At 64.1% G+C, this 20,744-nt stretch carries 17 protein-coding genes and 1 riboswitch; of the genes, 14 read left to right on the top strand and 3 right to left on the bottom strand.

Annotation, left to right across the window (positions count from 1 at the left end; translation table 11 throughout):
• Positions 1 to 160: 160 nt before the first annotated feature.
• Entirely contained in the window at positions 161 to 304 is a 144-nt protein-coding gene (locus AU381_RS30210; RefSeq protein WP_164476161.1) for a hypothetical protein, read from the bottom strand.
• Between the two features lie 245 nt (positions 305 to 549).
• On the opposite strand from AU381_RS30210, the gene AU381_RS04355 reads away from it, so the two are divergent.
• Positions 550 to 2,004 carry a cobyric acid synthase gene (locus AU381_RS04355; protein ID WP_064240566.1) on the top strand — a complete coding sequence of 485 codons (1,455 nt, stop codon included), beginning with the start codon at positions 550 to 552 and terminating at the stop codon, positions 2,002 to 2,004.
• A gap of 153 nt (positions 2,005 to 2,157) precedes the next feature.
• Positions 2,158 to 4,326, top strand: a complete 2,169-nt coding sequence (locus tag AU381_RS04350; protein WP_064240565.1) for a CHASE2 domain-containing protein — start codon at positions 2,158 to 2,160, stop codon at positions 4,324 to 4,326.
• A gap of 166 nt (positions 4,327 to 4,492) precedes the next feature.
• Here AU381_RS04350 and AU381_RS04345 read toward each other — a convergent pair whose 3' ends face one another.
• Positions 4,493 to 5,398 (bottom strand): FecR family protein, encoded by a 906-nt coding sequence (locus AU381_RS04345; protein WP_082909645.1) that lies wholly within the window; start codon positions 5,396 to 5,398, stop codon positions 4,493 to 4,495.
• A gap of 236 nt (positions 5,399 to 5,634) precedes the next feature.
• Positions 5,635 to 6,035: riboswitch (cobalamin riboswitch) on the top strand.
• A gap of 132 nt (positions 6,036 to 6,167) precedes the next feature.
• Between AU381_RS04345 and cobU the strand changes: the two genes are divergently transcribed.
• From cobU to cobO, 4 genes are all read left to right on the top strand, one after another.
• A complete protein-coding gene (gene cobU / locus AU381_RS04340) occupies positions 6,168 to 6,695 on the top strand; it encodes a bifunctional adenosylcobinamide kinase/adenosylcobinamide-phosphate guanylyltransferase (RefSeq protein WP_064240564.1) in 528 nt (175 codons plus the stop codon).
• 3 nt (positions 6,696 to 6,698) lie between these two features.
• Positions 6,699 to 7,763, top strand: a complete 1,065-nt coding sequence (cobW, locus tag AU381_RS04335; protein WP_064240563.1) for a cobalamin biosynthesis protein CobW — start codon at positions 6,699 to 6,701, stop codon at positions 7,761 to 7,763.
• A 244-nt stretch (positions 7,764 to 8,007) separates the two neighbouring features.
• Positions 8,008 to 12,207: a cobaltochelatase subunit CobN gene (cobN, locus tag AU381_RS04330; RefSeq protein WP_064240562.1), complete on the top strand. Its 4,200-nt coding sequence runs from the start codon at positions 8,008 to 8,010 to the stop codon at positions 12,205 to 12,207.
• Positions 12,208 to 12,217: 10 nt separating this feature from the next.
• Positions 12,218 to 12,862, top strand: a complete 645-nt coding sequence (gene cobO, locus AU381_RS04325; protein WP_064240561.1) for a cob(I)yrinic acid a,c-diamide adenosyltransferase — start codon at positions 12,218 to 12,220, stop codon at positions 12,860 to 12,862.
• A gap of 51 nt (positions 12,863 to 12,913) precedes the next feature.
• Here cobO and AU381_RS04320 read toward each other — a convergent pair whose 3' ends face one another.
• Positions 12,914 to 13,699, bottom strand: a complete 786-nt coding sequence (locus AU381_RS04320; protein ID WP_064240637.1) for a TSUP family transporter — start codon at positions 13,697 to 13,699, stop codon at positions 12,914 to 12,916.
• A gap of 462 nt (positions 13,700 to 14,161) precedes the next feature.
• Between AU381_RS04320 and AU381_RS04310 the strand changes: the two genes are divergently transcribed.
• The 8 genes from AU381_RS04310 to AU381_RS04275 all read left to right on the top strand — a co-directional run bounded on the left by AU381_RS04310 (position 14,162) and on the right by AU381_RS04275 (position 20,744).
• On the top strand, positions 14,162 to 14,620 hold the full coding sequence (locus AU381_RS04310) for a cobalamin biosynthesis protein (RefSeq protein WP_064240559.1): 459 nt from the start codon (positions 14,162 to 14,164) through the stop codon (positions 14,618 to 14,620).
• Positions 14,621 to 14,727: 107 nt separating this feature from the next.
• Positions 14,728 to 15,570: a uroporphyrinogen-III C-methyltransferase gene (cobA, locus tag AU381_RS04305; protein WP_064240558.1), complete on the top strand. Its 843-nt coding sequence runs from the start codon at positions 14,728 to 14,730 to the stop codon at positions 15,568 to 15,570.
• Entirely contained in the window at positions 15,567 to 16,862 is a 1,296-nt protein-coding gene (locus AU381_RS04300) for a cobyrinic acid a,c-diamide synthase CobB (RefSeq protein WP_064240557.1), read from the top strand. Before cobA ends, AU381_RS04300 begins: the two co-directional genes overlap by 4 nt.
• 2 nt (positions 16,863 to 16,864) lie before the next feature.
• Positions 16,865 to 17,866, top strand: coding sequence for a threonine-phosphate decarboxylase CobD (gene cobD, locus AU381_RS04295; RefSeq protein WP_064240556.1), 1,002 nt, complete (start codon positions 16,865 to 16,867; stop codon positions 17,864 to 17,866).
• Positions 17,867 to 18,847 (top strand): adenosylcobinamide-phosphate synthase CbiB, encoded by a 981-nt coding sequence (gene cbiB / locus AU381_RS04290; protein ID WP_064240555.1) that lies wholly within the window; start codon positions 17,867 to 17,869, stop codon positions 18,845 to 18,847.
• A gap of 22 nt (positions 18,848 to 18,869) precedes the next feature.
• Positions 18,870 to 19,622: a glycerophosphodiester phosphodiesterase gene (locus AU381_RS04285; RefSeq protein ID WP_064240554.1), complete on the top strand. Its 753-nt coding sequence runs from the start codon at positions 18,870 to 18,872 to the stop codon at positions 19,620 to 19,622.
• Between the two features lie 252 nt (positions 19,623 to 19,874).
• Positions 19,875 to 20,153, top strand: coding sequence for an acyl carrier protein (locus AU381_RS04280; protein WP_064240553.1), 279 nt, complete (start codon positions 19,875 to 19,877; stop codon positions 20,151 to 20,153).
• Between the two features lie 114 nt (positions 20,154 to 20,267).
• Positions 20,268 to 20,744: a 3-hydroxyacyl-ACP dehydratase FabZ family protein gene (locus AU381_RS04275; RefSeq protein ID WP_064240552.1), complete on the top strand. Its 477-nt coding sequence runs from the start codon at positions 20,268 to 20,270 to the stop codon at positions 20,742 to 20,744.

Below are 20,744 nucleotides of genomic sequence, written 5' to 3'. Positions count from 1 at the left end.
GTAAGGATGTCAGGCTAATTGTTTGCCTGCGGCGGGCGACTGCCGCAGGTCCGGTTCAGGTGTTGCGTACCGGACCTGCCTCCTTGGCATCTCGCGGAATGTCGGCCGAATTCAGAGCGAGAAAGCCCTCCCATTATTCATCGGTGGTGGCCGCCCGGAATCAGCCTACGTTCGACGTGCGGATGAAGCCGAGTGGGCCGAACGGGGAATCGACCGGCATATTGCGGACGCGCGACTGGCTGCGCGGCGCCTGTGCATTCCAAGCGATCTGAACGAAGTTGGGTTTGCTGAAGATGAACAGCATGGGTTTTTCCTGCATTGGGAGTCCGGGTCTTTCCCGGTTGTTGCGATGGCGGCGATATAGGCGTGCGGCGGATATTTCTCGATGCCAAACTCGGCGTCGCATGTCGCATTCTGGCCAGCGCTCCAAAGTTGGTCGCATGCTTGAAAAGCGGGTGATGCGCGCCGCGACCGGCGTCGGCGCTAATGCGGTGAAATGACGTCGAGACAGAGCTTTGCGGCAGGGGATTTCGATGCTACGGAGATCGCATGACACGTGCGATCATGCTCCAGGGGACCGGCTCGGATGTCGGAAAATCGGTATTGGTGGCGGGCCTCTGCCGGCTTGCTGCCAATCGCGGCCTGAAGGTGAGGCCCTTCAAGCCGCAGAACATGTCGAACAACGCGGCCGTCTCCGATGACGGTGGTGAAATCGGCCGGGCGCAGTGGCTGCAGTCGCTCGCCGCGCGGGTGCCCTCTTCAGTGCATATGAACCCGGTGCTTCTGAAACCGCAATCCGATGTGGGCAGCCAGATCATTCTGCAGGGAAAAGTCGCGGGTCAGGCAAAGGGCAGGGAATATCAGGCGCTGAAGCCGAAGCTGCTCGGCGCAGTCATGGAGAGTTTCGGGCACATCTCGGCCGGCGCGGATCTGGTCGTCGTCGAGGGTGCCGGCTCGCCGGCGGAGATCAACCTCAGGGCCGGCGACATCGCCAATATGGGCTTTGCCACCCGCGCCAATGTGCCGGTCGTCCTCGTAGGCGACATCGACCGCGGCGGCGTCATCGCATCGCTGGTCGGCACCCATGCGATTCTGCCGGACGAAGATCGGCGGATGGTCACTGGCTATCTCATCAACAAGTTCCGCGGCGACGTCACACTTTTCGACGATGGCATCGCTGCCGTCGGCCGCTTCACCGGCTGGCCTTGTTTCGGGGTGGTGCCCTGGCTGAAAAGTGCCGCGCGGCTGCCGGCCGAGGATTCCGTGGTTCTCGAGAAGTTGGCGCGCGGCAGCGGCAAGGCACTTAAAATCGCCGTGCCCGTCCTGTCGCGCATCGCCAATTTCGACGATCTCGATCCGCTCGCGGCAGAGCCCGAGGTCGAGCTCGTCTTCATACGACCGGGCATGCCGCTGCCGGAGGACGCGGGGCTTGTCGTCATCCCCGGTTCGAAATCGACGATCTCGGATCTGAAGGATTTCCGCGCCCAGGGCTGGGACCGCGATCTCGAGCGCCACTTCCGGTGCGGCGGTCGCGTGATCGGCATATGCGGTGGCTATCAGATGCTGGGCGTCCGTGTCGCCGATCCGCTCGGCATTGAAGGAAGCGAGCGGGAGATCGCCGGTCTCGGGCTGCTTTCGGTCGAAACCGAGATGGCGCCGGAAAAGACGGTTCGCAACAGCCGCGCCTGGTCGCTGGAGCATGACGTGGCGCTAGAGGGCTACGAAATTCATCTCGGCAAAACCGTCGGGGCAGATTGCGAACGTGCGCCGGTGACGATCGACGGCCGCCCTGACGGTGCGATGTCGCCCGATGGCCGGGTAATGGGAACCTACCTTCACGGTCTCTTCGGCAGCGATGCGTACCGCGCCGCATTGCTGAAGAGCCTGGGTATCGACGGCGGTGGTGCCAACTATCGTCAGTCGGTCGACAGCGCCCTGGATGAGATTGCCGCCGAGCTGGAGGGCGTGCTCGACCGCGCCTGGCTCAACCGCTTGCTCGAATAGCTGCTGCACCGCCGGCGCACAACTCGCCGCCGAACCCCCGTTTGTTGATATTGCATGGCCGCTGCGAAGGATGCAGCATGGCCGGCGAGGCGGCAGACCAGCTTTTTCCCGAGAGAAACCAGTCGCGCCCCTCGGCAAAAAGGGTCGGCGGTCATGACACGCGCCCAGCTGGTCGGCGTCCTTATCGGATTGGTAATTGTCGCGGCTCTGACGGTGCTGCGGGCAGGTGATCCGCAACTGCTGAGATTCGCCCGCGAAGTCACCTTCGACGAGTACCAGCGACTGGCGCCACGGCCGCTCGAAAACCTGCCGGTGCGGGTCGTCGATATCGACGAGGCATCGCTCAGGGAGTTCGGCCAGTGGCCTTGGCCGAGGGATCGATTGGCTGCCCTGGTCAAAAGACTCTCCGACATGGGGGCCGCCGTCATTGCCTTTGATATTCTGTTCGCGGAGCCCGATCGGCTGTCGCCGCGCGTCGTTATGCGCGACGTCGTGGGAATCGATCCCGCATTGCTGGAACGATTACCGGACAATGACGAAATCTTTGCCGGGGCAATCGCCGGCAAGCCCGTCGTGCTGGGTTTCGGCCTATCGAACGAAGGCCATTATCGACCGCCGGTGAAGGCGGGCTTCGCCTTCACCGGCGAGACCCCGTTCGACGCGCCGCCGCGGCTTACGGCCGCAACACCGCTCCGGCCGGAACTCGAGTCCAATGCGGCCGGCATTGGGCATATCAGCCTCAATCCCGGCAGCCCGTCGGCGGTCGTGCGCACGGTCCCGCTGCTTCTCAGCGATGGCGAACAGCTCTATCCGAATTTGGCGCTCGAAGCGCTGCGTGTCGCGCAGGGCGCCTCCACCTATCTGCTGGCCGGCGCAAAGGACGTGCCCGATACGATAACCCGGATCAAGATCGGCGATTTCGCCGTGCCGGTCACGGCGGCTGGCGAGCTCTGGCTCTACGTCAGTGAGGACCGGGCGGAAAGATATGTGTCGGCCGGCCGCGTGCTTGCCGCATCGGGTGCTCCCCAGGATGTCAGGGCTGCGGTCGAAGGCAGCATCGTCTTCGTCGGCACCTCGGCTGCCGGCTTGCTGGACATCCGCACCACGGCTCTTGGACACAACGTCCCGGGCGTCTCGCTTCACGCCCAGGCCGTCGAGCAGATCCTGTCGGGTCGCTTCCTTTCGCGTCCAGACTGGGCCGAAGGGCTTGAGATCCTGTCGATCGCCGTCGCCGGCACCCTTCTCGTAATCGCGACGACCTTCGTGAGCCCCGGCGTGGCGCTTGCCTGCGGGCTGCTGATTACCGGACTGGCTCTCGCGACCTCCTGGACCGCGTTCCTCTATGCGGGACTGCTCTTCGACCCGCTTGCTCCGATCTTTTCCGGATTGGTCACGCATTTCGCCGCGACGGCATACCGCTTCCTGGTGACCGACCGGGAACGCCGGGTCGTTCGGCGCGCTTTCGGCCAATATTTGTCGCCGTCGCTGCTTTACCGCGTCGAGCACACGCAGAACGCCCTGCGCCTCGGCGGAGACGATCGTGAACTGACGATCATGTTCGTCGACGTGCGCAATTTCACCGAGATCAGCGAGCGTTTGGCGCCACATGAGGTGGTCGGGTTCCTGAATACGCTTCTCGACGCGTTGAGTCGCCATGTCATCGAAAACGAGGGCACGCTCGACAAGTTCATCGGCGACTCGATCATGGCCTTCTGGAACGCCCCCGTCGATGTTGGAGATCATCCTCGCAGGGCCGTTCGCGCGGCTTTGGCGATGCGAGAAACGCTTGCTCGTCTCAATGACAAGGATGCCTTCGGTTTCGGAACGGGCCAAAGCGTCGCCATCGGGATTGGAATCCACACCGGGCTTGCCTGCGTCGGTAACATGGGCGCTGAGACGCATTTCAACTATTCGGCGGTCGGAGACACCGTCAATGTGGCGGCGCGCATCGAATCCGCTTGCAAAGAAGTCGGTTACGATATTCTCGTGTCCGAGGCGACGGCAAGTTTGGCCGGCGGTTGTGCCCTGCTGGAGGCCGGAGCATTGGGGCTCAAGGGCAAGAGCACGCGAACGAGGCTCTTTGGAGTCGTCGGTGACGAGCGACTGGCCGCCTCGGATGAATTCGCCGAGTTGCAGGAAGTCCACCGGCGGCTGGTCGACGCTTTGCGCGCCCGCTCCCCCGACAGCCGGCGCATGTTGGGCGCGGCAAAGCTTAAGGCGTCTGCGCTGGCGCCGGGCTTGTCGGAGTTCTATCGCCGGATTTCCCGGCGCGGCGATCATTTCATTGGTGAGCCGACGGCGAAGGATGCGGTTGGCGAATAGGTGCTTCGCCGGACGCTGCAAAAGGTGCCGCTTTTCGGAACTTCAACTATAGTCACCATCGTCCGAGCGAAGGGGCCTTCCCCCGATCGTATCGCGAGTCATCACGGTTGCTCGGCATGTCCGGCCTGTCGAATTTGTTCGGTTTGTCGTGCCAGCTTTTGTCGTGTTAGTCGGGCTTGCCAGGCTTGTCCGGTCTGTTGTGCTTATCCGGTTTGCTTGGCTTGTCCGGTTTACTCGGCTCGTCCGGTTTGCTTGGCTTATCCGGTTTGCTTGGCTTATCCGGTTTGCTTGGATTGTCGGGTTTGGGCGGATTGTCGGGTTTGGGCGGATTGTCCGGTTTGGGAGCCGGTTCGCGTGGCGGCGCGGCACGGGGGCGGACTGGATCGGGGCGGATCTGGATCCCAGCTGAAAGGCCGCAGCCCGTCCCGCTCCATCCGGGCGACAGCTGCTGTCTGCCGGAGAGGAACGGCAAAGCCTGCTGGTTACGGAGTGTCCTGAGGATGCTTCGGTCGACCCGTCGCGCTCCGGTCATGTCGCCATTGGGACGGGCGACCACACAGTCGCAACGCCGCGTCAGCTGTTGACATCCTCCTCGGCCGCAAAATTCGGCAGCGCCGCTGAGGAGCACCACCGCCGTCGTGCCGTCGCCGCCGACGTAAAAATCGAAGACGGTGCCTCGAACGCCGATGGTTCCGGCCGGTGTCAGGATCTGGTAGGCCGAGTGCCCCGAGTTGCCGCTGATCCAGCGAAACGTTCCCTTCGCTGCCGCAACGGTCAACTTCTGCACCGATCTCGAGTCGTCGAAGACGAATTTGTCGATGACGACCGACGAGCCGGCACCTACCGCAAGCTTGCTTCCGTCTCGGAAGACGAATTGGCCAAGCCCGGATCTGGATGTCCGAATCCGCTCGTCGCGATGAACCGGGTCCTTGACGACCAGTGGCCCGCTCGCTCCGCTGACTTCAGTCTTGATCCGGATCGCCTGACCAATCGGTTCGGCGGCCTTGCTTGGCATGGAGCCGTAAAGCGCGACACTTAGCGCGACAAATGCGGCACGACGCAGATATGCCATCGCACCCCCTCCAGGCTGAGCTGAGAAAATTCAGTGCCATGGACATGATCGAAAACCCCCGGCGAAGCATCGGAGCCGCCACGGGTTCGACTGCGCGTTTTATCACGTGCTGGGGAGGGGCGTCTGCCTACCCGTTTGGATTATGAGAATGGCGCATAGTTGGCGACGCGCCCGCGCTGCCGCAATTCGCCGGCCTCGCGTCGCAGGCCGTCGATTGACTTTGCCGCATCCGCTTCATAATTACGGCGATGGATGGTTCCCTCGCACCGAAGCGGCGCGGGGGAGTAAATGGGAATGTGACGGGCGGACCCATACCGGGCGCCCCTATCGCAGCCGACCCCGCGACTGTAGAACGGTCAGGGTTCGCCATCGGGCATGCCGCTCCTCTTCCGATGAAACTGCATGGGGCAGTTGTCGCGAGGTCGGAGGGCGCGCCGGAAAAGCCACTGGCGTGGTATCGTGAGCAGCCGGGCTGGACGCCTCTTCTTCTACGAATCGTCCGCCTTCACGAGCCAGCAGACGCCGGGAAGGCGAGGCGGACCCGTTCGGGCTCAGCATCGATGCGCATCCGGGTGCGCAGGAGTGCCTTGCCCGTGACGCCGAGAGCCAGGAGACCTGCCGTCCATCAGGGCATTTCGCCCGGGGGAGTTCTCCCCAATGCCAGCACGGAGGTTGTCGTGGCCTATACATCGTCTTCTGTGCGTGCCGGTCACGCCTCGGCTTCCTATCGTTCTGGCCACACGGGCTTCCTCGCGCGAGGCCTGGTCGGATGACAATCCCCAATGCAGGCCCGGTCCTCGTGCTCGGCGGCGCGCGCTCCGGAAAATCGAGTTTCGCGGAAAGGCTCGTCGAAGCCTCGGGGCTCGCGATGCACTATGTCGCGACCGGCCGCGCCTATGACGAGGAAATGCGCGACCGCATCGCCCGTCACCAGGCGGCGCGGCAGGGCAAGGGCTGGACGACGCATGAAGAACCGGTCGAGCTTTCCGGTCTGCTTCGCAGCCTGGATTCTCCAGGGCGCGCCATCCTCGTCGACTGCCTCACCCTGTGGGTCACGAACTTGATGATGGAAGGGCGCGACATGGCAGCCGAGTTTGCGGCACTGGCCGCATTGCTGCCCGGTATGCAGGCGCGGCTCATCTTCGTCTCGAACGAGGTCGGTCTCGGTATCGTTCCGGAAAACCGCATGGCGCGCGACTTCCGTGATCATGCCGGCCGCCTGCACCAGATCGTCGCGGAGAATTCCGCCGAAGTCTATTTCGTCGCGGCCGGGTTGCCGCTGAAAATGAAGGGTTGACTCATGACACTTGCAAAGCCCCAACCGGGCAAGATCCCCGCCACGGTCATCACCGGCTTCCTCGGTGCCGGCAAGACCACGATGATCCGCAATCTGCTGCAGAATGCCGACGGCAAGCGGATTGCACTGATCATCAATGAGTTCGGGGACCTCGGTGTCGACGGCGACGTGCTCAAGGGTTGCGGTGCTGAGGCCTGTTCGGAAGAGGACATCATCGAGCTTACCAACGGCTGCATCTGCTGCACAGTTGCCGACGACTTCATTCCGACCATGACGAAACTGCTCGAGCGCGAGAACCGCCCGGATCATATCGTCATCGAGACCTCCGGGCTCGCGCTCCCGCAGCCGCTGGTCGCCGCCTTCAACTGGCCGGACATCCGCAGCGAAGTGACGGTGGATGGGGTCGTAACAGTCGTCGACAGCGCCGCCGTTGCCGCCGGCCGCTTTGCCGACGATCACGACAAGGTCGATGCGCTGCGCGTCAACGACGACAATCTCGACCACGAGAGCCCGCTCGAAGAGCTTTTCGAGGACCAGCTCACCGCCGCCGACCTCATCGTCCTCAACAAGACCGATCTCATCGACGCCGCCGGCCTGAAGTCCGTGCGCGACGAGGTCGCCTCCCGCATCAGCCGCAAGCCGACGATGATCGAGGCAAGGAACGGCGAGGTGGCGGCTGCGATCCTGCTCGGCCTCGGCGTCGGTACCGAGGGCGAGATCGCCAACCGCAAATCGCATCACGAGATGGACCACGAGGCGGGCGAGGAGCACGATCATGATGAGTTCGACAGCTTCGTGGTCGAGCTCGGAGCGGTCGCCGATCCGGCACGCTTCATCGATCGTCTCAAGGGTGTCGTCGCGGAGCACGACATATTGCGCCTCAAAGGCTTCGCCGATGTTCCGGACAAGCCCATGCGTCTGCTGATCCAGGCGGTCGGCAGCCGTATCGATCAATATTACGACCGCGCCTGGGCACCCGGCGAGACGCGCGGCACGCGCCTCGTCGTCATCGGCCTGCACGACATGGATGAGGCCGCGGTGCGGGCGGCAATCTCGGCGCTGGTGTGAGGTTAGTTTTGAAGGTGTTCGGGAAGTACCCCTCCCCAACCCCTCCCCACAAGGGGGAGGGGCTTCGGCGGCGTCTGCCGGAACTGCTACGCTCTAGATCGGTCGCTGCGATGTGGCATGGGCGCATGCGTGTGGCAAGACGGTTGCCTCTTGTGGAGAGCCTGCGCGAGGCACCGGCTAGCCCCTCCCCCTTGTGGGGAGGGGTTGGGGAGGGGTCTCTTCACAGCGCTTACGGGCGAATGTCATGCACCTCCTCCTAGCCCAGAAGGGCACGATCGCGGACGGTAACGAAGCGATCGACCTCGGGCAGAGCCCGGCCGATATCCTGTTCCTGTCAGCCGCGGATACGGAGCTTGCCTCGATCGCCGCCGCCCATCGGCGGCGCGCAGGGGCGAAGAGCTTGCGCATCGCGAGCCTGATGAACCTCATGCATCCGATGTCGGTCGATACCTATGCCGAACGTACGGCACGCCATGCGAAGCTGATCGTCGTCCGACCGCTCGGCGGCGCCAGCTATTTTCGATACGTGCTGGAAGCGCTCTATGCGGCGGCGGTCGCGGGCAAGTTCGAGATTGCCGTGCTGCCGGGTGACGACAAGCCCGACCCCGGCCTTGAGCCATTTTCTACCGTCTCGGCAGAAGACCGTCAGCGTCTCTGGGCCTATTTCACCGAGGGCGGAGCCGACAATGCCAGCCTGTTCCTCGACTATGCCGAGGCGCTGATCGACGGCGGCGAAAAGCCGCAGCCGGCTCGGCCATTGCTCAAGGCCGGTATATGGTGGCCGGGCGAAGGCGTGATCGGGGTCGAGCGGTGGAAAGCTGTTGCGGGCTCGACAATACCCCCCTCTGTCCTGCCGGACATCTCCCCCACAAGGGGGGAGAGCAGGGAGGCGAGCGTTCGCTCCTCACCCGCGGCCGAAATTGAGGTGAGGCCGCAGGCTGACAGAGTTGGGGAAACAGGCGGTAGCCACGCGCTAATCTCCACCCTTGTGGGGGAGATGCCCGGCAGGGCAGAGGGGGGTACGTCTCCGGTCGTGGAGACCCACCCCATCGTCGCCATCTGCTTCTATCGCGCCCTCGTGCAAAGCGGTGAGACCAAACCCGTCGAGGCGCTCATAGACGCGCTGGCGGCCGATGGCATGCGCGCGCTCCCCGTCTTCGTCTCGAGCCTCAAGGAGCAGGTCTCGATCGGCACGCTCGAGGCCATCTTCTCCGAGGCGGCGCCGGATGTGGTGATGAATGCCACCGGCTTCGCCGTCTCGGCACCCGGCGCCGACCGGCAGCCGACGGTGCTGGAATCCACCGGCGCGCCGGTGCTGCAGGTCATCTTTTCAGGGTCCTCCCGCGAGGCATGGGAAGCCTCGCCGCAAGGGCTGATGGCGCGCGACCTCGGCATGAATGTCGCTCTGCCGGAGGTGGACGGGCGCATCCTTTCGCGCGCGGTCTCCTTCAAGTCGGCTTCGGTATATGACCCCCTAGTCGAGGCAAACATCGTCGGCCACGAGCCGCTTGCCGATCGCGTGCGCTTCTCCGCCCGGCTCGCCGCCAATTGGACAAAGCTGCGGCGTGCGGGGCCGGAGGCGCGGCGGGTCGCCATCGTCATGGCCAATTATCCGAACCGCGACGGCCGCCTCGGCAACGGCGTCGGTCTCGATACCCCCGCCGGCACGCTCGAAGTGCTGAAGGCGATGGCGGCGGAAGGCTATGCGATCAGCGATCTGCCCGAAGACGGCGACGCCCTGATCCGCTTCCTGATGGCCGGGCCGACCAATGCGGCAAGCCGCGACCGGGAAATCCGTGAGACGATTTCTCTGCGCTCTTACAATGACTTCCTCGCCTCTCTTCCGCAAGAGATTCAGCAGCAGGTGAGCGGGCGCTGGGGTGCCCCGGAGGCCGACCCCTTCTTCCTCGATGGCCAATTCGCGCTGCCGCTTGCCCGGTTCGGAGACGTCATCGTCGGCATCCAGCCGGCCCGCGGCTACAATATCGATCCGAAGGAAACCTATCACGCGCCGGACCTCGTTCCCCCGCACGGCTATCTCGCCTTTTACGCCTTTCTGCGGCAGGTCTTCGGCGCCGACGCCATTGTCCACATGGGCAAGCACGGCAATCTCGAATGGCTGCCCGGCAAGGCGCTGGCGCTTTGCGAAACCTGCTATCCCGAGGCGGTCTTCGGCCCGACGCCGCATCTCTATCCCTTCATCGTCAACGATCCCGGAGAGGGGACGCAGGCGAAACGCCGCACCAGTGCGGTGATCATCGACCATCTGACGCCGCCTTTGACGCGAGCCGAATCCTACGGACCGCTCAAGGACCTCGAAGCGCTGGTCGACGAGTATTACGAGGCGGCCGGCGGCGATCCACGGCGGCTGCGCTTGCTCAGCCGCCAAATCCTCGATCTCGTCCGCGACATCGGCCTCGATCAGGACGCCGGCATCGAAAAGGGCGATAGCGACGACAAGGCGCTCGAAAAGCTCGACGCCTATCTCTGCGACCTCAAGGAGATGCAGATTCGCGACGGGCTGCATATCTTCGGCGTGGCGCCGGAGGGACGGCTGTTGACCGATCTGACCGTTGCGCTCGCCCGGGTGCCGCGCGCCCTGGGCGAGGGAGGGGATCAGAGTTTGCAGCGGGCGATTGCGGTAGACTTGGGGTTGGGTGGCTCGGTGAAGGTACCCCCCTCTGTCCTGCCGGACATCTCCCCCACAAGGGGGGAGATTAGGGATGTTAGCACTTCCACCAAAAAGACCGTCGAAACCCAGGCAGGCCCGACGGCCGCATGTCGCGCCATCATCTCCAATGAGACTAGGGAAAAGGCCGGTGGCCACCCGCCAATCTCCCCCCTTGTGGGGGAGATGCCCGGCAGGGCAGAGGGGGGTATTCCCCCGCATCCCTTCGACCCGCTCGATTGCGTCATGTCGGCGCCGTGGATTGGCCCGAAGCCCGATCTCCTCGCCACCCTCTCCGACGCCCCCTGGCGAACCGCGGGCGATACAGTCGAGCGCATCGAACTTCTCGCGACCAAACTGGTATCGGGCGAGACCGCCTGCCCCGACGGTTGGACGAACACGCGCGCCGTCCTCGAGGAGATCGAGGCACGGTTGAAGCCTTCGATCCAAGGCTCGGGTGCAGCGGAGATCAAGGGTCTCCTCACCGGCCTCGACGGCCGCTTCGTGGCGCCGGGGCCTTCCGGTGCGCCGACGCGCGGCCGTCCCGACGTGCTGCCGACCGGCCGCAACTTCTATTCCGTCGACAGCCGCGCCGTGCCGACGCCGGCGGCCTACGAACTCGGCAAGAAATCCGCCGAACTGCTGATCCGCCGCTATCTGCAGGACCATGGCGAATGGCCGTCGTCCTTCGGGCTCACCGCCTGGGGCACGTCCAACATGCGCACCGGCGGCGACGATATCGCCCAGGCGCTGGCGCTGATCGGAGCGAAGCCGGTCTGGGACATGGCCTCGCGCCGGGTGACCGGCTACGAGATCGTGCCGCTCGCCGTGCTCGGCCGACCGCGCGTCGATGTCACACTGAGGATATCCGGCTTCTTCCGCGACGCCTTCCCGGAGCAGATCGCGCTTTTCGACAAGGCGATCCGCGCGATCGGCGCGCTCGAGGAGGACGATGCCGACAACATGATCGCCGCCCGGATGCGCGCGGAAGCGCGGCGGCTCGAGGAAAAGGGTGTCGAGCCGAAGGAGGCGGCGCGCCGCGCCTCCTATCGTGTTTTCGGCGCGAAGCCGGGTGCCTATGGCGCTGGCCTCCAGGCACTTATCGATGAAAAAGGCTGGGAGAAGCGCGGCGATCTCGCGGAAACCTATCTCACCTGGGGCGGCTATGCCTATGGCGCAGGCGAAGACGGCAAGGCGGAGCGCGGTATTTTCGAGGAGCGCCTGCGCACGATCGAAGCCGTCGTCCAGAATCAGGACAACCGCGAGCACGATCTGCTCGACAGCGACGACTACTACCAGTTCGAGGGCGGCATGAGCGCTGCCGCCGAGCATCTCAGCGGGCAGCGCCCGGCGATCTACCACAATGATCACTCCCGTCCGGAAAAGCCGGTGATCCGCTCGCTGGAGGAGGAGATCGGACGCGTGGTGCGGGCCCGCGTCGTGAATCCGAAATGGATCGACGGGGTCATGCGCCACGGCTACAAGGGCGCCTTCGAGATTGCCGCGACAGTCGATTACATGTTCGCCTTTGCCGCGACGACCGGGGCTGTGCGCGACCACCATTTCGAGGCTGCCTACCGGGCCTTCATCGCCGATGAAAAGGTCCTCGATTTCCTGCGCGACAAGAACCCGGCCGCCCTTGCCGAGATCGCCCAGCGGTTCCTTGAGGCGGTCGATCGCGCTTTGTGGAACCCGCGCTCCAACTCGGCGCGATTTGAACTGAACAGCCTGTCAGGCGGCGCGGCGACGGACCGCTCGCGCGCCGGAAACGAATAGGGAGGACACGATGAGCGACGAAACTACAAACACCGGCGAACCGGTCGCCGAGAAGGACGAAGCCCGTCACGCCATGAAGATGGCGAAGAAGAAGACGGCGCGAGACAAGATCATGGCGACGAAGACCGACGAGAAGGGCTTGGTCATCGTCCACACCGGCAAGGGCAAGGGCAAGTCGACCGCCGGTTTCGGCATGATCTTCCGCCACATCGCCCATGGCATGCCCTGCGCCGTCGTGCAGTTCATCAAGGGCGCCATGCAGACCGGCGAGCGCGATCTGATCGACAAGCATTTCGGTGATCTCTGCCAGTTCTACACGCTCGGCGAAGGCTTCACCTGGGAGACGCAGGACCGCGCCCGCGACGTGGCGACGGCCGAGAAAGCCTGGGAGAAGGCCAAGGAACTGATCCGCGACGAGCGCAATTCCATGGTGCTGCTCGACGAGATCAATATCGCGCTGCGCTACGATTACATCGACATCGCCGAGGTCGTCCGCTTTCTCAAGGAAGAGAAGCCGCACATGACCCATGTGGTGCTGACCGGCCGCAACGCCAAGGAGGATTTGATCGAGATCGCCGATCTGGTGACCGAGATGGAACTCGTCAAGCATCCGTTCCGCTCCGGCATCAAGGGGCAGAAGGGCGTCGAGTTCTGACGCGGCGGGGCTGGCATTTTCAAGCGCCGTCCCTGGAAGCGGCCGGCGCGATCAGACCCCGAGCCAAATTCTGAGCGGATGCATCGGATCGGCAAGCAGCCGGATTGCCAATGCGATCGAGACGACGACGAGCAACGGCTTGATGATCCTCGCGCCCTTCGCCATCGCGTAGCGGGAGCCGACCTGTGCGCCGAGGAACTGGCCGGCGCCCATGATCAGCCCCACTTTCCAGAGCACGGCGCCATAGAGAACGAAGACGATGAATGCGCCGAGATTGGAGCCGAAATTCAGGAACTTCGTATGGGCCGTCGCCTTGAGGATGCCGTAGCCGGCGAGCGAGACGAAGCCGAGCATGAAGAATGAGCCCGTGCCCGGTCCGAAAATGCCGTCATAGAGGCCGATGAGCGGTACGAAGGTGAGGGTGAAGAGAAATGCCGACATGCGGCGGTGCTTTTCGACATCGCCGATATTCGGTTTGCAGCCGAAATAGACCGCGATTGCGATCAGCAGAAAGGGCAATACCCCTTTGAGCGCATCGGCTGGAACGACCGTCGCGATCAATGCGCCGAGCACCGACCCGGCGGCCGACATCAGCGCCATCGGCAGCTGTTCCTTGAGGTTCACGTGGCCGTGGCGCGCATAGGCGATGCTGGCGGAACCGGAACCGAACAGCGATTGCAGCTTGTTGGTACCGAGCGTTCCGAGCGGCGGAATGCCGGCGATCAGCATGGCGGGGATGGTGATCATCCCGCCGCCGCCGGCGATCGAATCGATGAATCCGGCGAGGAAGGCGGCCGCGAACAGGAAAAGCAGGATGTGGAAGGCGAGGTCGGTCACGGAAGGCTCGATGCGAAACGATAGCTTCCGCGTTGTGTCAGAGCCGGCGGAGAAAAGCAAAGGATTGTCCGCGCCAATTTCCGCAGAAGATGCTGTTCTGCTGCAAGCTCGCTGCCTCGGTCAGCCGGGACGGACGGCGCATCTCGCCTGCGCCGTTTACGACGCCTCGATGGCGCAAACCGGTTTGACCGCCCGGATGCCCTTCGGTAGAAATGAAGATCATGCGACGGCGTCCGTGCGAGCGGATCGAAAGAGCGTCCGGTGCGGTCGACCCATCCAGGGGGCCAGATCCGGTGCTGTCCAGACCGGTGCGGCTGTCTGCCCAGGCCGGCGCTTCGTCTGAACGCCGACCGCTGCGCGGCTCCAAACCCCAGGGGTATGGGGATCTCGCGCAGATGTTAATGATTTGCAGCGCTTGTGCATCCGGGGGAGGCGTGGCGCTGCGGGGGAGCCTCACTGCAGATGCCTTCGGTCAAAGGGCCAGATCCAACCGCGAAACTCGTTCTCGGTCTCGGCTGCGAGCGAAACACCGAGCCGGCGGAAGTGATCGCGCTTGCCGAGCAGGCACTCGCGGGTGCCGGCGCGGGGAGAAGAGATGTCGCGTTCGTCGCTTCGCTCGACGCGCGTGCCGAAGAGCCCGCCATTCATGCGGCGGGTCGGCATTTTTCCGTGCCCGTCCGCTTCTTCGACGCGGCGACACTCGAGGCGGAAGCGACGCGACTCCAGAATCCGTCCGAGATCGTTTTTACCCATACCGGCTGCCACGGCGTCGCCGAGGGAGCGGCATTGGCAGGGGCGGGGTGCGATGCAGTCCTGCTCGTTCCGAAGATGCGCTCGGCCCGCGCAACGGCAGCGGTTGCGGGACCGCGGTACGAGGCCGGTACCCGCGGAACCGAAACAGGCGAATCGGGAGTCGGCTGATGTTTTGTGCGGCCAACGAGTCGTTTCTTCGCAAATTCAATGTTTTGCCACCATTCCCTTCAAAAGAGAATCAGCTCAGATGTTCGCGAGGCCGGGAGTAACAAGCGGTGACCGATAGTTTTTTTGCCGGGCTGCCCGAACTCAATCCCGGTTCCGTCTGGCTGGTCGGCGCCGGCCCCGGCGATCCGGGCCTTTTGACGCTGCATGCCGCCAATGCGCTTCGCCAGGCGGATGTGATCGTTCACGATGCGCTGGTGAATGCCGATTGCCTGACGCTTGCCAAGCCGGGCGCCACGCTCGAATTCGCCGGCAAACGCGGCGGCAAGCCGTCGCCGAAGCAGCGCGACATCTCGCTCCGCCTCGTCGAGCTCGCACGCGCCGGGCTGAGGGTGCTGCGCCTCAAGGGCGGCGATCCCTTTGTGTTCGGCCGCGGCGGCGAGGAGGCATTGACCCTCGTCGAACACGGCATCCCGTTCCGGATCGTGCCGGGCATCACCGCGGGCATCGGCGGGCTTGCCTATGCCGGTATCCCGGTAACCCACCGCGAAGTCAATCACGCGGTCACCTTCCTGACCGGCCACGACTCTTCCGGCGTTGTCCCGGACCGGATCAACTGGGAGGGCATCGCCAAGGGCTCGCCGGTCATCGTCATGTATATGGCGATGAAGCATATCGGGCAGATCTCGGCGAACCTCATTGCTGCCGGCCGTTCGCCTGGCGAGCCGGTCGCCTTCGTCTGCAACGCGGCGACGCCTGAGCAGGTGGTGCTTGAGACCACGCTTTCCCGTGCCGAGGCCGAGGTTAGAGCTTCGGGGCTGGAGCCGCCGGCAATCGTCGTCGTCGGCGAGGTCGTTCGGCTGCGTCCGTCGCTCGATTGGCTGGGCGCGCTCAATGGCCGCCTGCTTGCCGTCGATCCGTTCTCGACCCGCATACGCCGGAACCCTGCATGAGCGGTCTGATGATTGCCGCCCCGAGTTCCGGCTCGGGCAAGACGACGGTGACGCTGGGTCTCCTGCGGGCGCTGACGCGGCGCGGCTTTTCCATTGCGCCGGGCAAAGCAGGCCCGGATTACATCGATCCGGCCTTCCACACGGCCGCCAGCGGCAAGCCCTGTCTCAACTATGATCCCTGGGCGATGCGGCCGGAACTGCTCCTCGCCAACGCTGCGGCCGCGACGAAGGATGGCTCCTCGCTGATCGTCGAGGCGATGATGGGGCTCTATGACGGCGCCGCGGACGGCACGGGATCACCGGCCGATCTGGCCGCGACGCTCGGGCTGGCGGTGGTCCTGGTCGTTGATTGCGCCCGCCTCTCCCATTCGGTCGCGGCGCTGGTGCGCGGCTATATGGATCACCGCGATGATGTGCGCGTCGCCGGCGTCATCCTGAACCGCGTGGGCAGCGACCGCCATGAGGCGATGCTGCGCGACGCGCTCGACCGCGCGGCCGTCCGGATTTTCGGCGTACTGCGCCAGGATGGGGTGTTGAAGCTGCCGGAACGGCATCTGGGTCTTGTCCAGGCCGGCGAGCACGGGGGGCTGGAAGCCTTCATCGAATACGCGGCCATGCGCGTCGCGTCGGGCTGTGATGTCGATGCCATTCTCGCAACAGCGTCTCCTCTGCGGGTGGATCCGACGGTGGAAGCCAGGGCGCTGAGACCGCTCGGCCAGCGGATCGCCGTCGCGCGCGACGTCGCCTTTGCCTTCAGTTACGAGCATCTGCTCTCCGGCTGGGTGAGGCAGGGAGCGGAAATCTCATTCTTCTCGCCGCTGGACGATGAAGCGCCCGATATCGCCGCCGACGCAGTCTATCTGCCGGGCGGCTATCCGGAATTGCACGCCGAACTGCTCGCCGGCGCTTTGAAATTCCGCGCTGGCATGCATGCTGCCGCCGGGCGCGGCGTGCGCATTTTCGGGGAATGCGGCGGCTACATGGCGCTGGGCGAAGGGCTTGTGGCGTCGGACGGCAGACGTTACGAGATGCTTGGACTGTTGCCGCTCGTCACCAGTTTCGCGGAGCGCAAGCGGCATCTCGGCTACCGGCGCGTCGCGCCGTTAGACATTGCGTTTTTCGAGGGACCGATGACGGCGCACGAATTTCACTATTCGACCATCGTTTCCGAAGGGGCGGCAGAGCCGCTTTTCGCCGTTATGGATGCGGCTGGCGCCGAGCTCGGCCATGCCGGCCTGCGCCGCGGGAATGTTGCCGGCTCCTTCATGCATCTCATCGATCTGTCGGAGTGACGATGACCGGTCCGATCGTCCATGGCGGCGGAATCACCGAGGCCGCGGCCCGTTTCGGCGGCGCGCCCGACGATTGGCTCGACCTTTCGACCGGCATCAACCCGTGCCCGGTCGCGCTGCCGGAGATCGACCCGCGAGTCTGGCATCGGCTGCCGGATCGCCACTTGGAAGAAGCGGCGCGTGCAGCTGCGTGCAGCTGCTATCGGACTGGCGATCTCATGCCGCTGCCGGTACCCGGCACCCAAGCCGTCATTCAGTTGCTTCCGCGGCTTGCCGACTCGAGAAGGCGTGCCGCCATATTCGGCCCCACCTATGGCGAATACGCACGCGTCTTGAAGGCGGCAGGCCTTGTCGTCGATCCCGTCGCACGCGCCGATGACCTTTCGGCGGCGCACGGCATCGTGGTTCTCGTAAATCCTAACAACCCGACCGGCCGGCTTTTCCCGCCCGACGAAATTCTGGCCATGGCAACGGCGCTGAAGGCGCATGGCGGTCTCCTCGTCGTCGACGAGGCGTTCGGGGATCTGGAGCCGGAGGCAAGCGTTGCGGCGCATGTCGCCGCCCATGACAACCTTGTCGTCTTCCGTTCCTTCGGAAAGTTCTTCGGTCTTGCGGGCCTGAGGCTTGGCTTCGTCGTCGCAAGCATCTCGATCACGGAAGCCTTCCGCGAATGGCTTGGCCCCTGGGCGGTGTCAGGGCCGGCGCTGGCGATTTCGGTGCAGCTGATGGAAAGCGACACGAAGCTGATTGGGGATGGCATCCTCGAACGGAATGCGGCACTCCATGCGGTGCTTCGTGGCGCTGGCATCAATGTCATCGGCGGTACCGGTCTCTTCGCGCTTGTCGACCATGAACGGGCCTACGATCTTCATGCGGCGCTCTGCGAAGAGCGCATTCTGACACGCAAGTTCGATTACGATCGGCGCTGGCTGCGGATCGGGCTGGCCGCGGACGCGGATGGCGACCGCCGGCTTGCCGAAGCCTTGCGAAAGACAGGACTGTAGATGTCGGCCGAAATTTTCCTCATCCTCCTTGCCGCTCTGATCATTGATCGCCTCGTTGGCGATCCCGAATGGCTTTGGGAGCGGCTGACGCACCCGGTGGTGCTCTTCGGAAAGGCGATCGGCGTTTTCGACGAGGCCCTCAATCGCGGCGGCGAGGGCGGCTGGCTGAAGATGCGGGGTGTCGCGACCATTCTCATCCTGCTCGCTGCAAGCATTCTGTTCGGTGTGGTGCTCAATCGCCTGTTCGATGTACTCGGCGCTCTCGGCTTCGTCCTCGAGACAATGACCGTTGCCGTTTTCCTGGCCCAGAAGAGCCTCGCCGATCATGTTCGCCGGGTCGCTGACAGTCTGCGCCGCGATGGCCTTGCCGGTGGTCGCGAGGCGGTATCGATGATCGTCGGCCGCGATCCCAAAACGCTCGATGAGCCCGGCGTCTGCCGGGCGGCAATCGAAAGCCTTGCGGAAAACTTCTCCGATGGTGTCGTCGCGCCGGCCCTCTGGTATGCGATTGCGGGGCTCCCCGGCCTTTTTGCCTACAAGATGCTGAACACGGCCGATTCGATGATCGGTCATAAGAGCCCGAAATATCTCCACTTCGGCTGGGCCTCGGCGCGGCTCGACGACCTCGCCAATCTTCCGGCCGCACGGCTTTCTGTGCTCCTCATTGCGGCCGGAGCCTATCTCAAGCGCGGCGCCGAAGCGGCGAGGGCAGCGATCGACGTGGCAAGGAGCGACCATGGCTTCCACCGTTCGCCCAATTCCGGCTGGCCAGAGGCGGCCATGGCGGGAGCGCTCGATATCCAACTTGCCGGGCCGCGGGTTTATGGCGGCGTCACGGTGGACGAGCCGATGATCAACGGCTCCGGCCGCGACGTCGCAAGGGTTGACGACATCGACGCCGCCGTGGGCGTCTTCCATGGTGCCTGGGCCGCGCTCACGCTGGCCTCGGCCGTCCTGGTTCCACCGTTCCTGCTTTTCTGAAATCCAGCGGCCGGAGAAGACGATGGTCTCCAATGTGTGGATTGCTCGCTCCGGCCGGAAGCCGCTCATCATTGCGCACCGCGGCGGTGCGGCTCTTGCTGCCGAAAACACCGTGGAGGCGCTGCATACCGCCCAGGCCGCCGGGGCGGACGCGATCGAGACGGACATCCGCCTCACGAAGGACGGCGCTTTTGTCTGCATGCATGACGACGACCTTCGACGGCTCTGCGGTGATGCACGCGCCGTTGCGGAGGTCGATCTCGCAACACTGCGGCGCCTGCTGCCGGCCACGATGACGCTCCATGAGGCGCTGGCAGCCTCCGGTTCTTTGGGCGTTCTCCTGGATATCAAGCTTACCGACGCGCAGCAGGTCCGGCGCGTCATCGACGAGGTCGTCGGCGCGAACGCAGCCGAGCGAACCATGCTGGGCTTGCGCAGCCTCGACCTCATCGCTGCCGCACGCTCCGCCAGAGCGAACATCGCCGTCCTCGCCTTTCTGGAGGAGCCGGACTCCGCGGGTCAGGCCCGGAATGCCGGAGCCGAGTGGTTCAGGCTATGGCAGGGCGCAGCGAGTCTCGAACAGGCGGCAATCGTTCGCCATGCCGGCCTGCACCTTGCGATAATGGTCGGCCAGCCGCGCGCCATTCCGCTGCCTGAATACCCGCCGTTTCCGGTCGGCCTGATCGACGGGGAAGGGCTTCAGCGCCTGCGCCCAATTGACGCTGACGCGATCCTCCTGGACGATCCGCGACTGGCGGCCGGGTGTTTCCGATAAGGTCCTGCAGCGCCGTGCGCCTTACCAGACGCACAAAGGTCGCTGTAGCGCTTTGAATTGCTGCATGTTTTGCTCGTTGAGCGGTTCCGATCCATGCAAACTTCCAGCCGGAAGCCCGTCAGCAGCGACACCCGGTCGCCGATTGGCAACACCATTTTTCAAATCTGGGTGGCAAAACTCCGGGAGGCATTGGCTTTTGCGGTGCATTTTTCTATAGGGATCGCCAAGACTCGATTTTCAAGAGGTAAGCGCGTGACAGCTACATTCGACAAGGTTGCCGACATCATTGCGGAAACGAGCGAGATCGATCGCGAAACGATCAAGCCGGAAAGCCACACGATCGATGATCTCGGCATCGACAGCCTGGACTTCCTCGACATCGTCTTTGCGATCGACAAGGAATTCGGCATCAAGATTCCGCTTGAGCAGTGGACCCAGGAGGTCAACGAAGGCAAGGTGTCGACCGAGGAATACTTCGTGCTGAAGAACCTCTGTACGAAGATCGACGAGCTTCGGGCCGCCAAGGCCTGATTGACCTTCCGCTGACACGGTTCAACCGTTTCCCGATGCCGCCTGCAGCGTCCTTTGCTTGACAGGCGGCATCGGCATTTTTACTTGAGCCCGAAACGAACGGGGTAGGCGCTCATGCTCCTTGAATATTTCCAGATGATCGACCGGATTGAAGCCGTCGATCTCGCGGCGGGCCGGCTGACGGCGCGGTCCATCGTGCCGGAGAAGAGCCCGGTATTCGAAGGACATTTTCCCGGCTATCCCCTGGTTCCCGGCGTGCTGTTGATAGAGACGATGGCGCAGGCTTCGGGCTTTCTCGTGCTTGCCGCCACCAAATTCGTGGCGATGCCGTTCCTGATGTCGGTCGACGGGGCAAAGATGCGCACATTCGTCGAGCCCGCCGCCGAGCTCGAAATCGAAGCATTCCTGGAGCACGAGGGATCGGGATTTGCGGTCACCAAGGCCAAGATCGCTTCGGGCGGCAAGAAGATCTGCGACGCCCAGCTCAAGCTGAGGACGATGCCGTTCGATCAGGTGCCGCTTGGGGAGATCGTCCGCAAGCGCGCCGAGGAAGTCGGATTGATGGCCGCTGCGGCCGCTTCGGAGAAGTGA

This window comes from Sinorhizobium glycinis (assembly GCF_001651865.1).
Taxonomy (GTDB): Bacteria; Pseudomonadota; Alphaproteobacteria; order Rhizobiales; family Rhizobiaceae; genus Sinorhizobium; species Sinorhizobium glycinis.
This window is presented reverse-complemented; position numbering and strand designations above follow the sequence as displayed.

Coding starts and splice junctions, on each gene's coding strand:
- AU381_RS30210 (WP_164476161.1), bottom strand. CDS start 304: ATGCTGTTCATCTTCAGCAAACCCAACTTCGTTCAGATCGCTTGGAAT.
- AU381_RS04355 (WP_064240566.1), top strand. CDS start 550: ATGACACGTGCGATCATGCTCCAGGGGACCGGCTCGGATGTCGGAAAA.
- AU381_RS04350 (WP_064240565.1), top strand. CDS start 2,158: ATGACACGCGCCCAGCTGGTCGGCGTCCTTATCGGATTGGTAATTGTC.
- AU381_RS04345 (WP_082909645.1), bottom strand. CDS start 5,398: ATGGCATATCTGCGTCGTGCCGCATTTGTCGCGCTAAGTGTCGCGCTT.
- cobU (WP_064240564.1), top strand. CDS start 6,168: ATGACAATCCCCAATGCAGGCCCGGTCCTCGTGCTCGGCGGCGCGCGC.
- cobW (WP_064240563.1), top strand. CDS start 6,699: ATGACACTTGCAAAGCCCCAACCGGGCAAGATCCCCGCCACGGTCATC.
- cobN (WP_064240562.1), top strand. CDS start 8,008: ATGCACCTCCTCCTAGCCCAGAAGGGCACGATCGCGGACGGTAACGAA.
- cobO (WP_064240561.1), top strand. CDS start 12,218: ATGAGCGACGAAACTACAAACACCGGCGAACCGGTCGCCGAGAAGGAC.
- AU381_RS04310 (WP_064240559.1), top strand. CDS start 14,162: ATGCCTTCGGTCAAAGGGCCAGATCCAACCGCGAAACTCGTTCTCGGT.
- AU381_RS04300 (WP_064240557.1), top strand. CDS start 15,567: ATGAGCGGTCTGATGATTGCCGCCCCGAGTTCCGGCTCGGGCAAGACG.
- cobD (WP_064240556.1), top strand. CDS start 16,865: ATGACCGGTCCGATCGTCCATGGCGGCGGAATCACCGAGGCCGCGGCC.
- cbiB (WP_064240555.1), top strand. CDS start 17,867: ATGTCGGCCGAAATTTTCCTCATCCTCCTTGCCGCTCTGATCATTGAT.
- AU381_RS04285 (WP_064240554.1), top strand. CDS start 18,870: ATGGTCTCCAATGTGTGGATTGCTCGCTCCGGCCGGAAGCCGCTCATC.
- AU381_RS04275 (WP_064240552.1), top strand. CDS start 20,268: ATGCTCCTTGAATATTTCCAGATGATCGACCGGATTGAAGCCGTCGAT.